This is a genomic window from Herpetosiphonaceae bacterium, assembly GCA_036374795.1.
Lineage (GTDB): Bacteria > Chloroflexota > Chloroflexia > Chloroflexales > Kallotenuaceae > LB3-1.
The window spans coordinates 1-20235 of sequence record DASUTC010000345.1 but is presented as its reverse complement, the minus strand read 5'-3'; the positions used below and the strand labels follow the sequence as shown (position 1 = coordinate 20235).

At 60.1% G+C, this 20235-nt stretch carries 16 protein-coding genes; 5 read left to right on the top strand and 11 right to left on the bottom strand.

Annotation, left to right across the window (positions count from 1 at the left end; genetic code table 11):
• Positions 1-120: 120 nt before the first annotated feature.
• From recN to VFZ66_26910, 4 genes are all read right to left on the bottom strand, one after another.
• Complete coding sequence (gene recN / locus VFZ66_26925; GenBank protein ID HEX6292848.1) at positions 121-1938, bottom strand: DNA repair protein RecN; 1818 nt, start codon at positions 1936-1938, stop codon at positions 121-123.
• A 136-nt stretch (positions 1939-2074) separates the two neighbouring features.
• A complete protein-coding gene (locus VFZ66_26920) occupies positions 2075-2860 on the bottom strand; it encodes a nucleotidyltransferase domain-containing protein (protein ID HEX6292847.1) in 786 nt (261 codons plus the stop codon).
• Between the two features lie 138 nt (positions 2861-2998).
• A complete protein-coding gene (locus tag VFZ66_26915; protein ID HEX6292846.1) occupies positions 2999-3328 on the bottom strand; it encodes a Uma2 family endonuclease in 330 nt (109 codons plus the stop codon).
• The gene (locus VFZ66_26910) at positions 3228-3491 is read right to left on the bottom strand and encodes a hypothetical protein (GenBank protein ID HEX6292845.1); all 264 of its coding nucleotides are present in this window, start codon (positions 3489-3491) and stop codon (positions 3228-3230) included. Before VFZ66_26910 ends, VFZ66_26915 begins: the two co-directional genes overlap by 101 nt.
• Here VFZ66_26910 and VFZ66_26905 point away from each other — a divergent pair.
• The 5 genes from VFZ66_26905 (at position 3423) to VFZ66_26885 (ending at position 9401) form a co-directional block, all read left to right on the top strand.
• Positions 3423-3614, top strand: coding sequence for a hypothetical protein (locus VFZ66_26905; GenBank protein ID HEX6292844.1), 192 nt, complete (start codon positions 3423-3425; stop codon positions 3612-3614). The two genes, VFZ66_26910 and VFZ66_26905, sit on opposite strands and share 69 nt — an antisense overlap.
• Positions 3615-3799: 185 nt before the next feature.
• Positions 3800-6967 carry a formate dehydrogenase gene (gene fdh, locus VFZ66_26900; protein HEX6292843.1) on the top strand — a complete coding sequence of 1056 codons (3168 nt, stop codon included), beginning with the start codon at positions 3800-3802 and terminating at the stop codon, positions 6965-6967.
• On the top strand, positions 6964-7812 hold the full coding sequence (locus VFZ66_26895; GenBank protein HEX6292842.1) for a 4Fe-4S dicluster domain-containing protein: 849 nt from the start codon (positions 6964-6966) through the stop codon (positions 7810-7812). The genes fdh and VFZ66_26895 overlap by 4 nt, the downstream gene beginning before the upstream one ends.
• A 159-nt stretch (positions 7813-7971) precedes the next feature.
• Positions 7972-8988, top strand: a complete 1017-nt coding sequence (gene nrfD, locus VFZ66_26890) for an NrfD/PsrC family molybdoenzyme membrane anchor subunit (protein ID HEX6292841.1) — start codon at positions 7972-7974, stop codon at positions 8986-8988.
• A gap of 26 nt (positions 8989-9014) precedes the next feature.
• Entirely contained in the window at positions 9015-9401 is a 387-nt protein-coding gene (locus VFZ66_26885) for a hypothetical protein (protein HEX6292840.1), read from the top strand.
• 38 nt (positions 9402-9439) lie between these two features.
• Here VFZ66_26885 and VFZ66_26880 read toward each other — a convergent pair whose 3' ends face one another.
• From VFZ66_26880 to VFZ66_26850, 7 genes are all read right to left on the bottom strand, one after another.
• Positions 9440-11353 carry a S41 family peptidase gene (locus VFZ66_26880; GenBank protein ID HEX6292839.1) on the bottom strand — a complete coding sequence of 638 codons (1914 nt, stop codon included), beginning with the start codon at positions 11351-11353 and terminating at the stop codon, positions 9440-9442.
• A 15-nt stretch (positions 11354-11368) separates the two neighbouring features.
• Entirely contained in the window at positions 11369-12733 is a 1365-nt protein-coding gene (locus VFZ66_26875) for a SagB family peptide dehydrogenase (protein ID HEX6292838.1), read from the bottom strand.
• Positions 12730-13812, bottom strand: a complete 1083-nt coding sequence (locus VFZ66_26870) for a DUF2817 domain-containing protein (protein ID HEX6292837.1) — start codon at positions 13810-13812, stop codon at positions 12730-12732. Before VFZ66_26870 ends, VFZ66_26875 begins: the two co-directional genes overlap by 4 nt.
• Positions 13796-15868, bottom strand: coding sequence for a hypothetical protein (locus tag VFZ66_26865; protein HEX6292836.1), 2073 nt, complete (start codon positions 15866-15868; stop codon positions 13796-13798). The genes VFZ66_26870 and VFZ66_26865 overlap by 17 nt, the downstream gene beginning before the upstream one ends.
• Complete coding sequence (locus tag VFZ66_26860; protein HEX6292835.1) at positions 15865-17910, bottom strand: glycosyltransferase family 4 protein; 2046 nt, start codon at positions 17908-17910, stop codon at positions 15865-15867. The genes VFZ66_26865 and VFZ66_26860 overlap by 4 nt, the downstream gene beginning before the upstream one ends.
• A gap of 108 nt (positions 17911-18018) precedes the next feature.
• Positions 18019-19416: a TfuA-like protein gene (locus tag VFZ66_26855; protein ID HEX6292834.1), complete on the bottom strand. Its 1398-nt coding sequence runs from the start codon at positions 19414-19416 to the stop codon at positions 18019-18021.
• The coding region (locus VFZ66_26850) for a YcaO-like family protein (protein ID HEX6292833.1) at positions 19416-20235 on the bottom strand (820 nt) is incomplete at its 5' end. The genes VFZ66_26850 and VFZ66_26855, both read right to left, overlap by 1 nt.

The window sequence follows — 20235 nt, the reverse complement described above, 5'->3', positions numbered from 1 at the left end:
GGGTCAAGGGTCGGGGGTCAGGGAGGAGCGTTCTGCCCTTTCCCGCTTCCCCGGTGCTCGCTTTGTTCTTGGTTCTTCCTTTATGCGCCCACAGGGCACCCGGTTCTTTGTTCTGCCGCTCTACTGCGTGTCGCCGACGACCGCCATGTCGTGCAGATCGGACGCCGGGCGGCTCTGCTGCTTGAAGGCCAGCGCCCGCTCAAGCATCGTTTTGGCGCTCAGGCGGCTGGCCTCGCTGATCGGCACGCCGTCGAGCATCTCGGCCACCTCGTCGATCCGCGCATCCCAGTCGAGCGGCGTCACGATTGAGCGGGTGCGACCGCTCTCGACCTGCTTGCGGATCGTGTAGTGCGCGTCGCCGAAGGCCGCGACCTGCGGCAGGTGCGTGATACACAATACCTGATGGTTGTTGGTCATCGCCCACAGCTTCTCGCCGACGACCGATCCGGCCCGCCCGCCGACGCCAACATCCACCTCGTCGAAGACCAGCGCGGGCACAACGTCTACCAGCGACAGGATCGATTTCATCGCCAGCAGCAGCCGCGCGCTCTCGCCGCCGGAGGCGATCCGCGCCAGCGGCTTCAGCGGCTCGCCGGGATTGGGCGAGATCAAAAACTCGATGCGGTCGATGCCGGTCTTGTCGAAGCCGACCCGCGCGCTGTGTGTGCTATCCGCGCCGCTCTCAGGCGTGAAGGCTACGCCGTGCGCGTCGGGGCTGTGCTCGATCTGCACAGCAAACTTGACGTGCGGCATCGCCAGGTCTTGCATCGACTGTTCGATCCGGCGGCTGAGATCGTGGCCTGCCGCGCGCCGCTTGTTCGATAGCTCGCTGGCGAGCGCGCCCAGCTCTTTGAGCAGCGCCGCCTCCTGCGCTTCGAGATCGGCCATGTGCTCCGCCGAGTGCATCAGCCGATCCAGCTCTGCCCGCGCCGTCTCAACCGAGGCGATCAGCTCCTCGATCGTGCCGCTGTACTTACGTTGCAGCGTGCGCAGCAGCAGGAAGCGCTCTTCGATCTCGGCCATGCGCCCCGGATCGAAATCAAGATTATCGCGGTAGTCGCGCAGCGTCGCGGCCAGGTCTTCGAGGCGGAAGAGCAGCTCGTTGGACTGTTCCAGCGCCCCGTTCATGGTCGTGTCGAGCCGCGCCAGATCGTCGATCGCGCCGACGACGGTGCCGAGCAGATCGAGCACCGCCTGCGCTCCGCCGGGCGCGTCCTCGCCCTCCGCCAGCACGCTGTACGCCGTATTGACCAGCGCCGTGACCTTCGCTGCGTTTTGCAGCAGCAGCCGCTCGCGCGTCAGGTCTTCTTCTTCGCCGACGCGCAGGTTGGCCGCCTCGATCTCTTCGATCTGGTACTGTAATTCTTCGATCCGATCCTGACGGCGCAGTTCGGAGCGGCGCAGCTCCTCAAGCTGCTGGCGCACGTGGCGCAGCCGATCGACCAGCGTAGCGACCTCGGCGCGCAGCGCCAGCAGGTTGGCGAAGCGGTCTATGATTTCGAGGTGCGTCTTGGTGTTGAAGAGCGAGACGCCCTCGTGCTGGCCGTGAATATCGACCAGCCGCCCGCCGATCTCGCGCAGCGCGGCGGTATTGACCGCCCGCCCGTTGATGCGGGCCACGCTGCGGCCCGTCGCGGCGTTGATCTCGCGCACGAGGATCACCTGCTCGTCGCTCTCGTCCAGCAGGCCGTACTCTTCGAGGATCGGCAGCACCTCAGCACAGTCGTCGAGCGAGAAGATCCCCTCGACGCGCGCCACGGTACTCCCGGCGCGAACAAACGTCGGGTCGGGCTTGTCGCCGCGCAACGTGCCCAGCGCGTCGATAATGATCGACTTGCCAGCGCCGGTTTCGCCGGTGAGCACGTTGAAGCCAGTGGCGAATTGCAGGTTGAGGCGGTCGATGATCGCGAAATCGCGAATGTTGAGTTCAAGAAGCATGAAATACTAAATCTATGGCTTTAGAATGCGCTATCTCCGCACAATATCATATACATAACCAAGTGGAATTGTACCATAGCGGCTAGGGGCGGGCAAAAGATCGGTGCGAATCTGCCTGTGAACTCATCTGCTTCGCCTACTTCAGCGTCCACTGGTCCACCAGCGCCCGTAGCTTGTGGGCCTTGTCAAGAAGCTCAGTGCTTTCGAGGCAGCTTATTTCCAATATCCCTGGGAGCTGGGCATACACCTCTGGGAGTCCTAGCCGCGTCTCGACCTGCTCACGAATCCATTTGTTGTAGGCGATGGGATAGGTGCGATGCGCGATAAAGAGGGCTTGCAGAAATTCTTGCAAGGCTTTGTACAGCCGATCAAAGGCCTGGAAATACAAGCCCCGCCTGACAAAAAAGGGCACATGATCCAGATCGTAGTGGCACGCACTGCGGACCATTGCAAGCCGCTGCTGGCGCAGTGTCTCCCCATAGTAGGGCAGCCAGGTTGTCTTCAGATCGCGAAATGCGGTCGTTCCTTCCCAGAGCGGCTGGCTGTACGCCACCTCGTTGCCGATCCCCAGCTCAAACCCATCTGGACCGCCGCCGTCATCCCAGGATTCGGGCACAAACTGCCCGTCGAACAGATCCAGATGCACACCGGTGAATGGGCCGGCAGCCCGTAAGTGGTGAAAAACTTGCTCCGCAGCAAAGAACTGTTGCCACTGCTGCTCCAGGCTGTGCCGATCGGACGTGGACAGCGCTGGCGCTACCAGCACGGCAATATCGAGATCGCTGTCTGCTGTGGCGACGCCGCGCGCGCACGAGTTGACCAGCAGCACCGCGTCAACACCGGAGCAGGGACGGAAGAACTCCACAATCGCTTCCGCCGCCTGTTGATGCAGCGGTGTTGGAAAAGGGGCGCGGTTGGACATGCAGCGAACTCCTGGTCCCGAACGGAACAAACGGTTGCTTTTGGTCGCGACGTTGATGGTGCGATGGTTCTGGAAGACGAGCAGCGCTGCGTGGCGTAGAAGCCGAACGGCTGAACTGCCCCAGCTCAGCCTCCACGCTCAGGCATCTTCGCTCTCGAAGGTGATGTACTCGTACACGGACGCTACAGGCAGCGTGCAGTTAATCGCACCAACTTGCACAACCTGATCGACGACAAAAAAATCAGCCAAGAGCCATCGGTGATCATCTTGACGAACATAGTGCTCGATGTGTACGCGATCTTGTGCTACGACAATATACTCCTGTAATGTTTCGATCGTTCGATACTGTTCAAACTTTTTCCCCCGATCATAGTTTTCTGTGCTTGGCGATAAGACCTCGATGAGAATCGAGGGGTTCGTGACGGTATCTTGCCGCCCATCGGCAAAGTAAATCGGCCCGCAGATCACGGAAATATCGGGATATGTATATAATCCGGTTTGTTCTATATTTAAGACGAAGATCGCTCGGAAAGACGCCGCAGGATGATCCTCGAAGCTGCCCATGCAGCAGCGCGATGATATTTGCGACGATCAGATTATGATGGGCAGTACCGCCGGTCATGGCATAGATTGCGCCGCGATAATACTCGTGTTTGCTCTCACCCCGCTCTTCAAGGGCAAGATACTGCTCAATCGTCATGTGCTCAACGGCGGATGTGCTCATCAATTCCTCTCCATCGGCATCGATCGATGAGCAAGTGTACCATGACCTTGCTGTTCCACTGTGAGGCATGGTGATCGCCGCGCGCTTGATTCCCCTTAATCATTCCCGACGCTTGCAGGCTGCCGGATGAACTGTCGATATGATGTATCATGGGAGCCGGATCGCTCCGCTGCCCACCAGCATCGGACGTACATCTTTTCCGTGAAGGAGCGTGAATGGGCGTCTTCGATCATCTCAAAAACTACATCGGACTGGTGCCGAATCCGGTAAGCGAGCAGACCCGCCAGGCCCATGCCCGCATCCGGGGCGCTGCGGCGAGCGTCAGCGTGTGCCCCTACTGCGCCGTGGGCTGCTCGCAGATCATCTACACCAAGAGCGGCAGGATCATCGACATCGAGGGAAACTACGAGAGTCCGATCAGCGGCGGCACGCTCTGTCCCAAAGGCTCCGCTACCTTCGGGCTGCTGCATAGCCCGCTGCGCGAGACAAAGGTCAAGTATCGCGCGCCCTACAGCGACCACTGGGAGGAGCGGTCGCTGGATTGGGCGATGGAGCAGATCGCCCAGCGGGTCAAGCAGACGCGCGACACAAGCTTCGAGGAGATCGACGCGCAGGGCATGACCGTCAATCGCACGACGGCGATCGGCCACCTGGGCGGCGCGACGCTCGACAACGAGGAGAATTACCTGATCAAGAAGCTCTGGACCGCCGGGCTGGGCATTGTCGCCGTCGAGAACCAGGCGCGCATATGACACTCCTCCTCGGTGCCCGGTCTGGGCGCTCGACTTGGCAGAGGTGCCGCGACGACGACGCAGCAAAGCCTGGCCGATAGCGATTGCATCGTGATCATGGGCTCGAACATGGCCGAGAATCACCCGGTCGGCTTTCGCTTTGTGATGAAGGCCAAGCAGCGCGGCGCGACGATCATCCACATCGATCCGCGCTTTACGCGCACCTCGGCGATGGCCGATCTGCATGTGCCGCTCCGCGCGGGCAGCGACATCGCCTTTCTGGGCGCGCTGGTCAACTATGTGATCAGCAGCGAGCGCTGGCAGCGCGATCCCTTCTTCAAGGAGTACGTGACGCACTATACCAACGCGCCGGTGATCATTAGCGAGCAGTTCAAGGATACCGAGGATCTGGACGGCCTCTTCTCAGGCTACGATCCCGACCGGCGACAGTATGATTCTGCGACCTGGCAGTATGCCGGAAACGAAGCGCAGGCGACCAGCCCGACCAGCGAGCCGCAGGGAAGGGCCGACGAGGTGCAGACCGCCGAGCCGCGCGGTGAGCAGGTGGGCCGTGCCACGTGGGAGATCCGCTCCGATCCCACGCTGCAAGATCCGAGATGCGTCTTCCAGATCGTCAAGCGCCACTACGCGCGCTACACGCCCGACATGGTCGAGCGTATCTGCGGCGTGCCCCGCGAGCAGTTTCTCAAGGTGGCCGAGGCGCTGGTCAATAATTCTGGCCGCGATCGAACCTCGGCCTTCTGCTATGCCGTCGCCTGGACGCAGCACACGATCGGCACGCAGATGATCGGCTGCTGCGCGCTCTTGCAACTGTTGCTCGGCAACATCGGACGACCCGGCGGCGGCGTGCTGGCGCTGCGCGGCCATGCCACGATCCAGGGCAGCACCGACATCCCGACGCTCTACAATCTGCTGCCGGGCTACCTGCCGATGCCCAGCGCCGCCAACAAGCACGAGACGCTTGAGACGTATCTTGAGACGGAGCAGCCCGAGCGCGGCTGGTGGTATCACATGCCCAAGTATATCGTCAGCCTGCTCAAAGCCTGGTACGGCGACGCCGCCACGCCGGAGAATGGCTTTGCCTATGATCTGCTGCCCAAGATCGAGGCCGACTACTCGTTTCAGAAGATGCTGCTGATGATGAAGGACGGCATCATCAAGGGCCTCTTCTGCATGGGCGAGAATCCGGCGGTCGGGGGGCAGAACGCGATCCTGGGCCGCCAGGCGCTCGCCAATCTCGACTGGCTGGTGGTGCGCGATGTTCACGAGGTCGAGACAGCGGCCTTCTGGCACGACGCGCCCGAAGTACGCAGCGGCCAGATCCGACCGCAGGAGATCAAGACCGAGATCTTTTTTATTCCCGCGTCGCTGACGGGAGAGAAAGCAGGCTCCTACACCAACACGCAGCGGCTGGTGCAGTGGCACGATAAGGCGGTCGATCCGCCGGGCGACTGTCGCTCCGAAGCCTGGTTTATGCTCCATCTTGGTCGTCGGCTCAAGCAGCTCTATCAGCACGACGATAGCCCGCGCGGGCGGCAGATTCGAGCGCTGACCTGGGAGTATCCGACGATCGATGCGCTTGGCGAGCCTGATCTGGATGCGGTGGTCAAAGAGATCAACGGCTACACCGTCGCCGACGGCAGGCTGGTCGAGGGCTTCGGCGCGCTCCAAGACGACGGCTCGACCGCCTGCGGCTGCTGGATCTACTCCGGGATCATGCCTGAGGAAGGCAAGAATCAGGCGAAGAATCGTATGGGCGACGATCAGGCGGCGCTCGGCTGGGGCTTTGCCTGGCCCGACAACCGGCGTATCCTCTACAATCGCGCCTCCGCCGATCCACAGGGTCGGCCCTGGAGCGAGCGCAAGAAGTGGGTCTGGTGGGATGCGCAGCAGGGCCGGTGGACGGGCTATGACGTGCCGGATTTTCCCAAGACTAAGCCGCCCGACTACCAGCCGCCGCCCGACGCCAGAGGCATCGACGCGCACGGAGGCGACGCGCCTTTCATCCTGATGTCCGACGGCAAAGGCTGGCTGTTCGCCGCGTCCGGGCTGCGCGACGGCCCGCTGCCGACGCACTACGAGCCGTGGGAGTCGCCGGTCGGCAACTCGCTCTACCCCGATCAGCCGCGCAGCCCGGCGGCGCTCTTCTTCGAGCGGCCCGACAACCGCTATCACGCGATCGGCGATCCGCGCTTTCCGTACGTGATCACGACCTACCGCCTGACCGAGCATCTGACCGCTGGCGGGATGAGCCGGTGGGTGCCGTGGCTGGCCGAGCTACAGCCCGGCGGCTTTGTCGAGATCAGCCCTGAGCTGGCCGCCGAGCTTGACATCGGTAACGGCGACTGGGTGACAGTCACGACGCTGCGCGGCGCGGCGGAGGCGCGCGCGCTGGTGACGCTGCGCATCAAGCCGCTGCGTCTCGATGGCAGCGTGCTGCACCAGATTGGCATGCCCTGGCACTTTGGCTACGGCGGCCTCGCGCGCGGCGGGATCGCCAACAACCTGAGCGCACTGGTCGAAGATCCAAACTCGCGTATTCACGAGGGTAAGTCGTTCACCTGCAATCTGCGCAAGGGCCGCGCGACCGATCAAGCTGTCGCCGCTGACGAAGGAGGCCGCTGGAGATGAGCGCATCCATTCCGCTGATCGATAAGTCGCTGGTCGGCACCACCGGGGCGCGTCCCGGCGCGATGGGCTATCTGACCGATACGACGCTCTGCATCGGCTGTAAGGCGTGCGAGGTGGCCTGCAAGCAGTGGAATCAGCTACCGATGGACAACTTCGAGTGGACCGGCCACAGCTACGATCATACCAAAGACCTGGGCGCGACGACCTGGCGGCATGTGGCGTTTATCGAGCAGATGAGCAGCGACGGCGACGGCAGCGCGACGCTGCCGCCCTTCCAGAGCGACTGGCTGATGATGAGCGACATCTGCAAGCACTGCGTCAAAGCGGGCTGCCTGGAAGCCTGTCCGACCGGCGCGATCATCCGCACCGAGTTCGATACGGTGGTGATCCAGCAGGATATTTGCAACGGCTGCGGCTACTGCGTGCCGTCGTGTCCGTTCGGCGTGCCCGATCTGAGCACCACGGACCACAAGGCGCATAAGTGTACGCTCTGCTATGATCGGATGGTCGACGGGCTGGAGCCTGCCTGCGCCAAAGCCTGCCCCACCGATTCGATCCAGTTCGGGCCGATCGATGAGCTGATGGAGCGGGCACAGCGCCGGGTTGCCGATCTCCAGGCGCGCGGCATCAGGAGCGCCTATATCTACGGCGATCGGGCGGTGGGCGGCACCTACGGCATCGAGGGACTCAACAGCTTCTTCATCCTGACGGCGGAGCCGGAGGTGTATAACCTGCCCGCCGCTCCAGCGCTGCCGCAGGATCAGGTCGGCCCCGCGTTTTTGACGACGTTGGGCGCGGCTATCGCGCTGGGCGTTGCCGCTATCGCGGCGCTGCGAGGAAGGTAGCGGGCCATGGAACAAGGAAACAAGAGAACAAGGGAGTTAAACGTTTATTCATTTGTTCTTTGTTCTTTGTTTCCCCTCTGTTCTTTTGCTCTTTTCTCGGTTCTTCGTTTGTTCCTTTGTTCTTTTGTTGTTTTGTTCTTTCGTCTCCCAGAGGCACCCATGTCAGTATCCTACGAGCGAACCTGGGAAAACCGGCGCAAAGGTGGCCGCTCCGTGACGGACGAGTCGCGCGCGAGCTACTACGGTATACCCGCGATCCACAAGCCGCACTGGAAATGGCTGATCATCTGCTACTTCTTCCTCGGCGGCATCTCGTCGGCCAGCTACGTCATCGCCAGCATCGCGGAGCTGTTCGGCGGTCGCGACACGCGGCGGATCGTGCGCGTCGGGCGATACATCTCGCTTGCGGCGCTGATTCCCAGCCCGATCCTGCTGATTCTCGACCTGGGACGACCGGAGCGCTTCCTCTACATGCTGCGGATCGTCAAGCTGCGCTCGCCGATGTCGGTGGGCACCTGGGGCCTGACGCTGTTCGGCGGCTTCTGTGCGCTATCGGCGCTGATCCAGGCGGCGCAGGATGGCCTGCTGAGCCGCGCGAATCTGCTCAGCCGGGCGCTGCTGGCGCTGCCCTCGAAGACGATTAGCGTGCTGGGCGGAGCCTTCGGCTTCTTTGTGGGCGGCTATACCGGCGTGCTGCTGGGCGCGACCGCTGTGCCGCTGTGGGCCAGAAACGCGCTGCTGCTCGGCCCGCTCTTCCTCTCATCGGCCATGTCCAGCGCCTCGGCGGCGATCACGCTGGTGCTGGCGCTGATGCGTGGCACCAGCCACCAGACGATCAGGCGGCTTGAGCGGCTCGACACGGCTGCGCTGCTGGCCGAGCTTGGCCTGATCCTGGCGGCGCGGCGCAACGCCGGAGCGGTTATCGGACGGCCTGTGCAGCATGGGCCGCTCAGCCGCATCTTGCGCTGGGGTGTGCTCGGCCTCGGCGTGGGCGGGCCGCTGCTGCTCCAATCGATCGGGCGGCTGAGCGACCGGCTGCCGGTGCGTGGCCTCGCGGTGCTCTCGTCGGTGCTGACGCTGACCGGCGGGTTTCTCCTGCGCTATGTGATGGTGATGGCCGGTCGCGCCTCCGCTGACGATCCGGAGGCGACCTACGAGCTTGCCCGGCGCGGGTGATGCCGTGAGAGCGCAGGAGGTCCGCGATGAGCTTCGATCGGCGTGATATTCGCAAAGCGATGGATGTCTATACCCTGGACAATGTCTACCTGGGTAGCGTGCTGGCGGTTATTCCCGGCCCGATCGCGGCGGGCGAAGGCGAGGTTGTGCCGGAGTCGTGCCAGACGAGCAGAGTCAGCGGCGAGTTGCTCGGCCCGATGCCAACGCAGACCATCGGCAATCCCGGCCCTACCACGCAATCCGCTGCCCGGCTCTACCACACGGCAGCCGACGGCGCGCCGCCCCTTGGACGCGGGAGCATCACCGTCGGCCTGTGGTGGGGCTTATTGCAGCGCCGCACCATCCCGCTCGATGCGATCCAGACGGTTTCGTTCGAGCGTGTGGTTCTGAAGTATCGCCGAGATCAGATCTAGGGGCGGCGCATCCCGATCTGCGCGCCCCGCAGCTCACATTACTGCGGTGCTGTTTCGGGCGTCGGAAGTGGGATTTTGGCGCTGGCAGCTAAGGTATTCTGGTTAAAAGCCAGGATTTCAAGCTGCTGAGCACCAGGAGGTACGCTCAGGTCAGAGATGATATGCTCTCCATCGGTAATATCCAGCGTTTTGAAAGGCCGCCGATCGATGTAGATATCCAGGCGGGTTAGGTTGCTCGTGCCGACAGTGATTTGAATACCGCCGTCGACCGCGCTCATCTGCGGATTCAGCCCGTAAGCAGGCTGTTGAGCGAGCGCCGCGCCAGCCGCATTGAATAAGTCTACATAGCCATTCAGCACATCATTTTTCGTTATGCGATGAACCTGATCGGGCACGATCCCCAGATCCTCAATCGGCTGTCCCGCGTACTGCCCGACCCGCACAGCGCGCCTCACGGCCAGGGTCAACGCAGCGCCTTTCGGCAGCCCTTGCGCGCTGGTTTGTTTTCCCTGATTGAGAATATTCATCACCGCCGTAGAGCTCCACATATTCGCTCCACCGGCCCCGCTGTTATCATCGACCCCGATCACTTTACCGAGGCCGTTATCCATGAATGCTGCGATGAACATATCGGTTGTGCTGTAGCAGAGCGCGTCAATAATCAGCACCACTGGTCCGTAATATTTTTGTCCAATATCATTGTAGCTGGTGCTGTAAGGTAAGAAGGGCAACGCCTGCGAAAAATCGCTGCCGCTGCGAAGACCTATCTCGATCGATGGAATCCAGCCTTTGAAATCGTAGGCGTCGGGAGCATTCTTCGTCAGCGCGAGGGTGGTTTCCGTATTCCGAAATTGATAAAGGGCCGTATCCACGGGTTTAGGTGAAAACAACTGTAATAAACTTTCACCCGCCGGAAGAATCCCTCCGGCATTACCGCGTAGATCTAAGATCAAGCCGTTTTGGGGAATCAGCGTCAATAAGCGCTGGAATTCGGTCAGAAACGCCTTGATAAACCCATCGGTGTTAAGCGGGGGCCAGGTCTGGGTTTTCTCGAATGTCGCGATCCGAATATAGCCGTAATCGCCATGCTCGGTGTTCACCGTGCGCACCGAGAAGTTATCCGGAATCGTCGTTGTTTGGCTCGGCTCCGGCGCGCTTTCAGCAGCAGAAGACGCGCCGCTATCGTTGGCGCTGGTCGTCGACGTGCTCTTAACAGCTTGTTTGACCTGATTCAGGGCATGAAGCTCAGGATCTACTGCCCTGATTACCGCTAAGAGATCATCCTTGGGATGATCGAACAGCTCTTTGACCACCGCTGCCTCGGCAATCTTCCATTGGAAACGTGTCTCGAAGCGTGTTCTGTGAGCATTTTTATATGTCACCAGCACCGAATCCGTGACCGGAGCAAAGCTATACGCCAGGTGCCGCAGGGTCATTAACTGAATGGCACGGGCATGGCTCGACGCGCGATTGGAGCCGAACGTCGTGCGGCGCAGCGCCTCGATGTCCTTAGCGATCGGCACCCCGTTCCAGAGCATGACCTCAAGACCGACCTTGAAATGCGGATCATCGATCTCCTCTAAGAGTTCTGCCACCACGTAGCGCGGGCGATTATTCTCGACATATTCTTGCAGCGTAAAGGGCAGATACGCGGCTTTGGTCTGGTATGGCGCAGGCAACGTGTACCGCGTGTGCAGATCGCGGAGGTCGATAAAAATATCGAGCAGGGCGTAGTGAAAGCTTAGCTCGCTGATGTCGGCCATTTCCTCTTTCAGGAGTCGCATACGGCGATCGGGCGCCTGAGCAAACAAGGCTGCCTTCAGGGGCAGGTGAGCATACACCGATTGAATCAGCGCGATGCATTGGTCGATAATCTGGCCGCGCTCTTTCATCGTCAGCGTTCCAGGCAGCTCGAGAAACTCCGCCAGGGTCATCGTTTGAGTATCCGGCATACTACGCTCCTTGAGTTATGGCACTTGGTCTACAGCTGGCGTGCCCGCTTCGCCAATCGCGATCTGCGCCAGCGGAACGCCTCGAATTTCACCAAACTGATCCAAAAACCGCATCAGCAGGCTATTGATCCCGCCGAGCGCACAGCAGGCAGTGCCGAGGCTCGCGGAGACGAGATACAACGTCTGCACGGCACAGCCCGCGTTCAGCAGCGTCAGGCGATACGCGATCGTTTCATACTTCCAGGCAAGCTGCTCCAGCCGACTGGTGATCAGCATGACCATCTGCGGTAGCCGGTTGGGGCTGCCCCACTGATGCGCAGCATTCGAGATCAGATGCGCTCCATACGGCGAAACCTTGGGCAAATGCCGGAGCGTATGCTGTTTGTCGTCGTAGGCATAGATACCGGCTGGAAGGCCATCGCAGAGACGTACGATCAGGTAAAACTCCAGTTCGTGAATGCCTCCGGCGCTCGGATAGGCTTTGGTATAGGTGGGAAGCGCCGGAGTCGCGGCAGCTTGCTCCAAGTCAGGTCCGCCGCTGCGGGCCTCGCTGGCGTTGAGGGCGAAAAACAACAGCGTGGAGAGCGCCGCCAGCGACATACCCCTGGCTCCATGCTGGCGTATCGAGCGCCGCGCCCGCAAGCTGCGCAGCATATCCGTGTCCAGCAGCTCGGCGTCGGGCGCGGGGAGAGGACATTCCTGAGCCGTGTGCGGCGGCTGGGACGCGGCTGGATAGGCGTGGTCGCCCGCGAATCGGTACGTCGCGCCAAATGGCTGATTGAGCCGATGGATCGTCGACTGGGTGTGAAATAGCCGATCATGAAATTCCCAATAGCGCCGTGTCGGAGGCTCGTGACGCGGCTCCAGGAAGCCCGTCAGCGCCAGCAGATCAAAGAGCTGGCGATACCTGTCATCGGCAGGCTCCGGCTCAGGCAGTGTGAGCAGCCATGCTCCAAGCTCCGGGGCCAGGTCGCAGATGATACAGGCGGCCTCAGGCGACTCAAGGCAGAACCGATCTCCGTCGCGGCGCACGTACGCGAAGCGCGAGAGCGTGTTGGCACAGGCGAGGGCCGGATTCTGCCAGGTAAAATCGGGAGTGAGCGGGTGGATCGTAAGCAGCGCTCGGTCGCCGGGCTGCCAGGTGAAGAACAGCAAGTTCTGCTCGATCAGTCGGCGATAGTAAGGCAGGACCAGGCGTTCAAGCTCAAGCCGGTCGAACATGTGAACCAGCTCGGCCTCCGAGGTGCTCCTGTGCAAAGCATCGCGCAGCCGACGCTGCCACGTTGCCGCGCGCTGCTCGCGCGGCTGAAGCTGGCTCGCATCGCGGCAGTGGATGCGCAGCGTGTGCGGAGCAAAATAAACGTCCAGCATGTCGCTCATCGCTCAGGCTCCGCCAGATCCTTGCCAATCATATCCAGCAACATCCAGGCATGACCAAGCACACGATCGCGCCAGGCAGGATCGGAGGGACAATACTGCTCAAGCAACGACTGACGCAGGGCCGCCGTGTCCTGTGAGCTCCAGGCCAGCCAGCGATCATAGAGGATCGCCTCGATCATCTGGCGCGCGGGATACGTGCCGTATTCAACGACCAGCGGGATACAGCGCTGCGGCAGACGGGTAAAGGCTTCCAGCACCAATCCAGAGAAGTTGTGCGTGCTCAGCGGCAGGTTATGGGCATCGAAAATCAGGCTGCGCCGCTGCGAAAGAACCGAGGGGAGGCGGATGGCTAGCTCGATCGGCGTAAGCTGCTTGACCAGGATCAGCGCCTCGCCAAACTGGCCGACTCCCGTGTGAAAATCCAGAACAATCAACGTCGTCACGAACTCAGGGATAAGCCCGGCAATCCGCTGCAAAACGCGCTGACTCCAGCCTGGAGCGGTGCCGCCGTACATCACGCCATCGGGATAGTCGTACTGACCGCCGGAGAAGGCTCTATTCCAGCCGGTTAAGCCGTGCGTCCTGATAAACGTTTCCTGAAAATCCCAGAAGCGGGCAATAGTGCGCTCGTCCCAATCTTGGAAACAGAGATGCTCATGCACCATCGGATAGAGCTGATTAACGGGCAGCACGCTGGTAAAGTCGATGATGCTGCGGTTTATATCAACATGCTGCTCATCCGTGCGGCTGAAATGCCGCATGCCCCACGCATTCAGGCCATGAATGTGGATCTGAAACATCGGATGACAGGCGAGATACTCGTTGTAGTGCAGCACAGCGCTTTGAATAGCCGAGCCACAGTAGCCCTCGACGCCGTGAGTTCCCGACAGCGTGATCAGCGCATAGGGCGAGCGATGGGGCACTATCACCGCATCACAAAACAGATCATCGGATTGAGGATGGGAAAATGCCTGGTGGAGCGCCGTTGCGCGCTGCGCAGCTTCCAAGAAGCGCGTGCGAGCGTGAACATAATCTGTGGAAAAAAAACGGTCGGCAGGAGCGCTAAATGGTAGTGTCATCTCGTTGCCCGGTGTGAACATCGCTCGTAACCAGATGAACCAGGTGTTTATCTTGCATCGCGAAGAGCAGCTCCAGCTCAAGCCCTGAGAATGCCTGTTGAATCTGCGGGAAGGTTGCCTGCTGTTGCTTGAGGTAGCTCAAGAAGACATACTCAAAAAAAGTCAACTGCTCTGGAGCGCGGTAGCGGCGGTAGTGTGCGTACCACCTCCCCTGACTCTGGCTGACACTTCGGATCGATGGATGCAGGATGGCGCGAATGTCCGCCGGATCGCTCACCGGAGTTGTGGTTGCTCCCTGGCACCACAGGCTAGCGCCAAGCTTGGAGCAGCGCAAGGCAATGTGCGCCGGCGCGCTCGGCGTGGGCATGCCGTGATCAAAATCCAGGTACAGACAGCCGAAGCCCTCGATCGCGGCGTAGCCGGTCTTCGCAGCCACTATTGAAAGAAGCTGCTGGTTCACGCTGCGATAGATCGGCGTCTGCTCGAAGGGATCGACGATCTCCGGGCCGTCGGACGTGCCAATCATCGAAAGAAACGGAGCATAGATATAGGTCGCCGTATGCATTGCGCGATCGGTTTCTAGGGTCCGTATGGGAACAGCCCGCTCAAAGGAGATCGGTTTGTAGCAGCCCATGTCTGCGAAGAACGTCAGCTTCTGGCGCAATCGCTCGCCGATCACCGAGGACGGTACGGTCTGACTGATGCGAAACGCTGTTTTTAGAAGAAACGCCTGGATACGCCAGTGAACAGCGTTTTTACAGACCAGAGCAGACCAGACCAGCGCGGCTGTGACCCAGTGGAAGAAGGCCCGCTCAACATCGCCGAGCGCCTCCAGGACTTCGGCGAGCAGCAGATGTTGATAGAGATAGTCGGCAGGCTGTTTAAAGCCTTCTAATTGCTGGAAGGCACGCTCGAAATGGGTAAGCGCCGCCGCATACTCCTTTTTCGATCTGGCGATTCGTCCTAAATTCAGCTCATTCGTGTAATGGATATTCGTAGTATAGAGCGCGGGCTGCTCACGGTAGCCGGAGATCCGCTGCTGAAGCGATTGCGCGGTCTTCGTCTCTCCGCCACGGAACGCCAGGAGTGAGAACGCATTCAATTGATACAGCTCATGCGTCTGGTGCGCCTCAAGCTCGGCGTGGATACCAGCGGCGGCAAGCTGATCGGCTGCGCGCGCCTGGTCATTGGTGAGCAGCGCTGCATATCCTTGAATAAACGCCAGCGTCGTCGCCTCGTCCTGGGTCGCTGGAGCAACTTCCATGTCCGGCTGTTGCAGCCGGGTAAAGTGCTGTAAGCCGAGCAAAAACGCCTGGCGCGCTACAAAGAGCCTGGCGCGCAGCGCAGCATCCTGCTCCAATCGACAGCAGATCGTCAGCCAGGCAAGCGCCAGATCGGTGGCACCCGTGCTCAGGATATGCCAGATGAAGATCATCCGCCGCTCAAGATCGTCGCTGGCAGGCTCCAATCGCTGGTTGTCGATCAAGAACTCGTAGAATGGCGAATCAAAGAGCTGAAGCCAGGTTTCGGGCAGACGTAGCGCGCTATGCCATTGATGGGCAGGATCATCGAAGAGATCTTCAGATGCGGCTGCTGCATCGCTCAGGCGTGAAAAAACCGGAGCATACGTATCGTAGAACGCAGGCGCTTGATAGCAGAAGCGTAGCGCGCAGCGCGTTTTCTGGTAAAAGTACCAGAGAAACGCAAGGTTTTCCTCGGTCATCGAGCTGTCGACAAGAACGAGCAGATACAGCTCTACGCCTTGAAGTCGCTCGGCAAGACGCATCGCCAGGCGCTTGGCCTTAATCAGATTGGTGTTGCCAATCGATTCAAGGCCATACCAGATGTTCGTCAGATCTGAGAAGTCAAGGTAGACGACCGGATCAAAAAGCAGCGGTAGCAGATCTTTAAATGATTCATGGAGCGCGGTTTGAATCAGATCGTAGGCAGCTTTAAATGGGGTGGCGTTGGGCTGCGTCAGGTCGATCACGATGGCTTGAGGCGCAGACGTTGGGCGTGCCGGGTCTGCGTCACGTATGGCATAGGTGATGCTCATAACGCATCCGCTTGAAACAAAAGGCCGAGCTTGCCGCGTGTCACCTTGTGGCGGAACTGCTGAACGAGGTCTTTTCTAGCGACGATTGTTTCAAAATGCAGGAGGCACTCGTCGTACAAAGCCAGCTTAGCGGGTCGGGGCATCGGGGCGTCGTCCAGTGTTTCAACAATGCGCATCAAGATGACCCAGGTATAAAAATGGTCGGGAAAGGCCCTGACCCAGGCCACCAGCCTTTGCACGTATGCATCGCCGGGCTTGAGAATCCGGCCTACTGTTGCCAGGGCTGGCAACAGCACGTACTGATCTTCACGTGGAACGGCGGTTAATTCCATGCAGAGCGCATACATCGGCTGCCACTCGCCCAGCGCAGATAAAACCGTAACCCGCATCAGGCTACGATCGGCAAAGAGGGTTTTGAGCGTTTCTTTCAGCTCGATGTCCAGTCGCACGTGCGCTCCCGACACCAGGCAGGCAAAACGAGATGCGGGAGTAGCATCTACGTCACGGATGCCGCACTCGATCACCGTGTCGATTGTATCTATCGTGGAAGTTCGGTCAAGGCTCTTTGGCGCAGACGTTGCGGCGATCACGTCGACACGATCCCGGTAGGCGTAGAAGGACTCCAGGTACGGAGCTGTTGCCATGATCAGCAGCTTGCGCACGGATACACGCTGACGAGCGCTCGCCGCCGCATCTGCCTGCGCCTGGATCTGCGCTGCCATATTCAGCGCCGCTGGCGGATGCAGCTCGTCCTGATGCTCCCGCAGCTCGTCGAGATAGGCGAGGAACAGCTCCGTCCATGTCATCACGGTCAGCGGGGCAGTTCGAGATAATATCCCAGTCTCAGGCGCGGCCCGCCGAGCGGCGACCAACAGGGCGGCGGCATCTGGAACGATCGCTTCCCGATCCAGCGCGGCGGCTAAGACTTCTCGGTAGCGCCTGCCAGCCGAGGCCGGATACATCGCTTGAAGACGCTCGCGACAATCTCCTAGAGCAAAGCTGCCGTCGAGCAATGCAAGAACCTGTCGAGCCAGAGCGGCGGCATCCATATCGAGCACGCCGGTCGCCGCGCTGCTCTGCACATCGACGCATCCGCCGCACGCGCCGACGATCTCGACAAGCCCGTCCCAGCGCGTCACCAGCGCGGGCGTGCCGACGCTGAGCGCCTCGACCAGGGCTTTTCCAAAGGATTCTTCAAGCGTTGTCGAGAGGTTGAGCAGGATGTCACTTGCTTGCAGCAGCGCGATCTTCTGCCGGGTATCGCGGATCGTTCCCAGAAATTCCACATGCGCTTCAAGGCCAAGCCTGCGCACCCGCGCGATCAGGACGCTGGCATAGGGCGTGTGCTCCTGTGTCGTCGGATCGCATAGCTCGCCGGCAATGCGCAGCTTTATCTGCGTGTATCCCCACTGCCGGAGCAGCGCCAGCGCATCGATCTGCCGATGGATCAGCTTGGTTGGAATGATCCGCGACAGGCTCAGCAGCGAAACCGGACGTCGACGCCCATCACTCGACGGAGGTGCCTGGTGCGGGGCAAGCGCTCCCTCCAGCGCGGCGGGGTGGGGAGCGACTCGAATGTAGGGGGCGAGATCGCCGTTTAGCGCTTGAATCGCATCACGCGCAAACTCGCTCGGCGCGATAATCACATCTCGCTCCGACAACAAGGGCGCTAAGAGTGCCCACTCCAAGGCATACAGGCCAGGCGAGTGAGCAATGAGGCAAAACGCAACCGGCGATCTGGCTTGATTGCGGAGCGCCATCAACAGCGGCGCGAAAAAAAGGTAGCGATAGTCGGGGCAGATCACGTCATACGCGCCGAAAGCCCGCTCGAATAAGGCCACATCCGCAGACAGCCGCTCCGGCAGCGGCGCGGGCGAATCGACCAGGCGCGATTGCGCAGCGCTCCAAAACTCCTCGTGGTTGTTCCTCGTTACAGCAACGCCGATATGGCGCAGGCTTGCGGCAAAGGCTTGCTCGAAGACATCTCCTGAAACAAATGCCCCGCTCGTATCTGTCAGCCGAAGTAGATGTAACGATGACATAGGTGCTCTACACGTAGGACCTTTGGTTGCAGTTGTAAGCAGGAATCGCTGCCCAGCTCGATCCGGCTCACCATCGCCCGCAAGGATGATAGGACCGTGGAATGCTGTTTATGATCTGGCAGGCCCGTCATCCAGTTGCAGCATCCGGCTCAACGATTGCCGGGCAAGCTGCGCCCTGATGAGCTCTAGCTCAAGCGCGGCGTGGCTTGGAAAGTTCGCTTCTTTGAACCATTTCGTGTAGTGCTGATCGAGCGTCAGCGCCTCGTGGCGAAAATGGTCTTGAAACAACTCCTGAATCGTTGCGTCGCGCCCGTGCTCGCTGTCGATCATAAAAGGCGCGTACTGGTCGATGAGATCCTGTTGAAAGGCTGCTTTGCGCAGAAAATCCTTGTAGCGATTCGTGAGGATCAGCTCCTCCATCAGCAGGCCGGTACTGCCCAGTCGTCCGTGCTTCAGCCAGAGCCACTGGTGCATCCGGCGACAAAGAGCCTTTTGCCGCATCAGATCATTAAAGAACGCTTCATCAATATGATTGTCTCGTAGCCACTGCTGAAACACATCATCTTTGACCAGACGATGTTTCAGTTTGAAGCGACGCCGCTCGTCCGCTATATCATCCGAGGTGACTTGGACGCCCAGCATCTCGGCCAGGATCAGGGCGAGGCCGCGATTCAGCGCGCTGAAGTTTGAATACTCAAAGCTGGCGTCGTGCAGCGCATGATACGACATGACATCGCCGCGCGTAATCTTCGTATCGCCTTCCCAGATCGAAGCATCTTTCAAGAGCAGCGTCTCGAAAAGACGATTATTTGCCAGCTCGAAATCGGCGACGAAGGGCGCTAAGTCGTCGGGGAGTCTGGTCAGGACCGTCAGCAGATCGATGGCGTCCTGACGTTTGACATCTACGTAGTTCGTAGCAAAGAACGCAGCGAGCTTGCCGCCATCGGCTACAATACCCTGCTCTACCGCCGCGCTGATAAAAGCCGGGCGCGTACGCTCTGCAAAGTAGATCTGCTTTGCCAGTTGCTCTAAAGCCTCGTACTGCGCTTGATCGATGATCCCATGCTGCCGGGCCTGCACCAATGTTTCCCGCACATTGACCATCGGCTCCGTGAGCGCGCGATAGTTGGTGTCGGCGTCGCCATGCACCAGCGCTACTTCGTCATCGTCGAGGAATTCGCCGCTGGCAAATTTCTTAAAAATCTCGCCGACGCCGCGCATGCCAAACGCGGATAGCTCAGCCGCACGCAGCGCTCCCATGCTGCTGGCACCATAGACATGGATGCCGCAGGTAAGGGCGTACAAAATTTCTTTGTGCCAGACCGCAGGTTTGGAAAGAAAGACGCCATCGATCAAGCCGATCACGCGGGGCTTAAAGTCGTTCACCACACCCAGCAGATCGCCTTGCTCCGCTGGAGGCAGGAAGGTTGCGTTGCGGATCTTTTTCGCCTCGGCCAGTGGCAGCGACGGGCCTAAAAAAACGACGATCTCTGCTGGTTGCAGCATTAAATGATTCCTCCTGCCGGAGAGTGGGTCGATGCCTCGCGTGCGAGCGTACTGCTCTTGATCCGGGCTACGGTAGATGCGTCGCAAACCTGCTCGATAAAACGGTATGCCCGCCACCTGGGGTTGTAGCCGTAATAGTAGTATCCCTCAAGGCCGGGCACGATTACTCGTAAGACGCTGATGTCGATTGTTTCCGGTGAAAGGTCGAACACAATCACCTGCTCCAGCCCGGCCTGTTTCAATCGCTCTATCAGCAGATACGCATCTTCCTCGAAGGTCGCGTGGCCGACATTGGTGTAGCTCAGCGGTACGCTATCGGCCTTGGATTCGACGTGTTTGACCAGCGAGGTATACCGGATGCGATTCGCGCGATAAATATCCTTGAATAAATCATCGCGCGCGCCCGAAATAATCAGCGTTCGCGCCTGGACCGCTTCCGTGAGCGCGCGCGTGATCGCTACTGCCGGGTTGAGATGCGCGCCATAGCCATGCGAGATCGGAACGACGTTCGATCGCATGTCGTAAAGATACGCCTCGAAGGTGGGAACGCCAATATCGGTTGTACAATCCAGAATAATCGGAACAAGCTCTTTCGCGCGCAGCATGGCGATGATCTGCTGGATCGTCTGATCCGCGATGCTCTCCAGCGTGATCCGCCTTTTCTGCCATCCATACCGCTCGGCCTCGCTATGACAGGACACGCCATCACGCTCAATCAGCTCGTACAGACCGGAGAGCAGCGCTTCTAAAAAGTGATTTCCGGAGGCCAGACCATTGGAGTCCATCGTAAAGGAGGCGGGGCAGGTCAACTGATTAAGC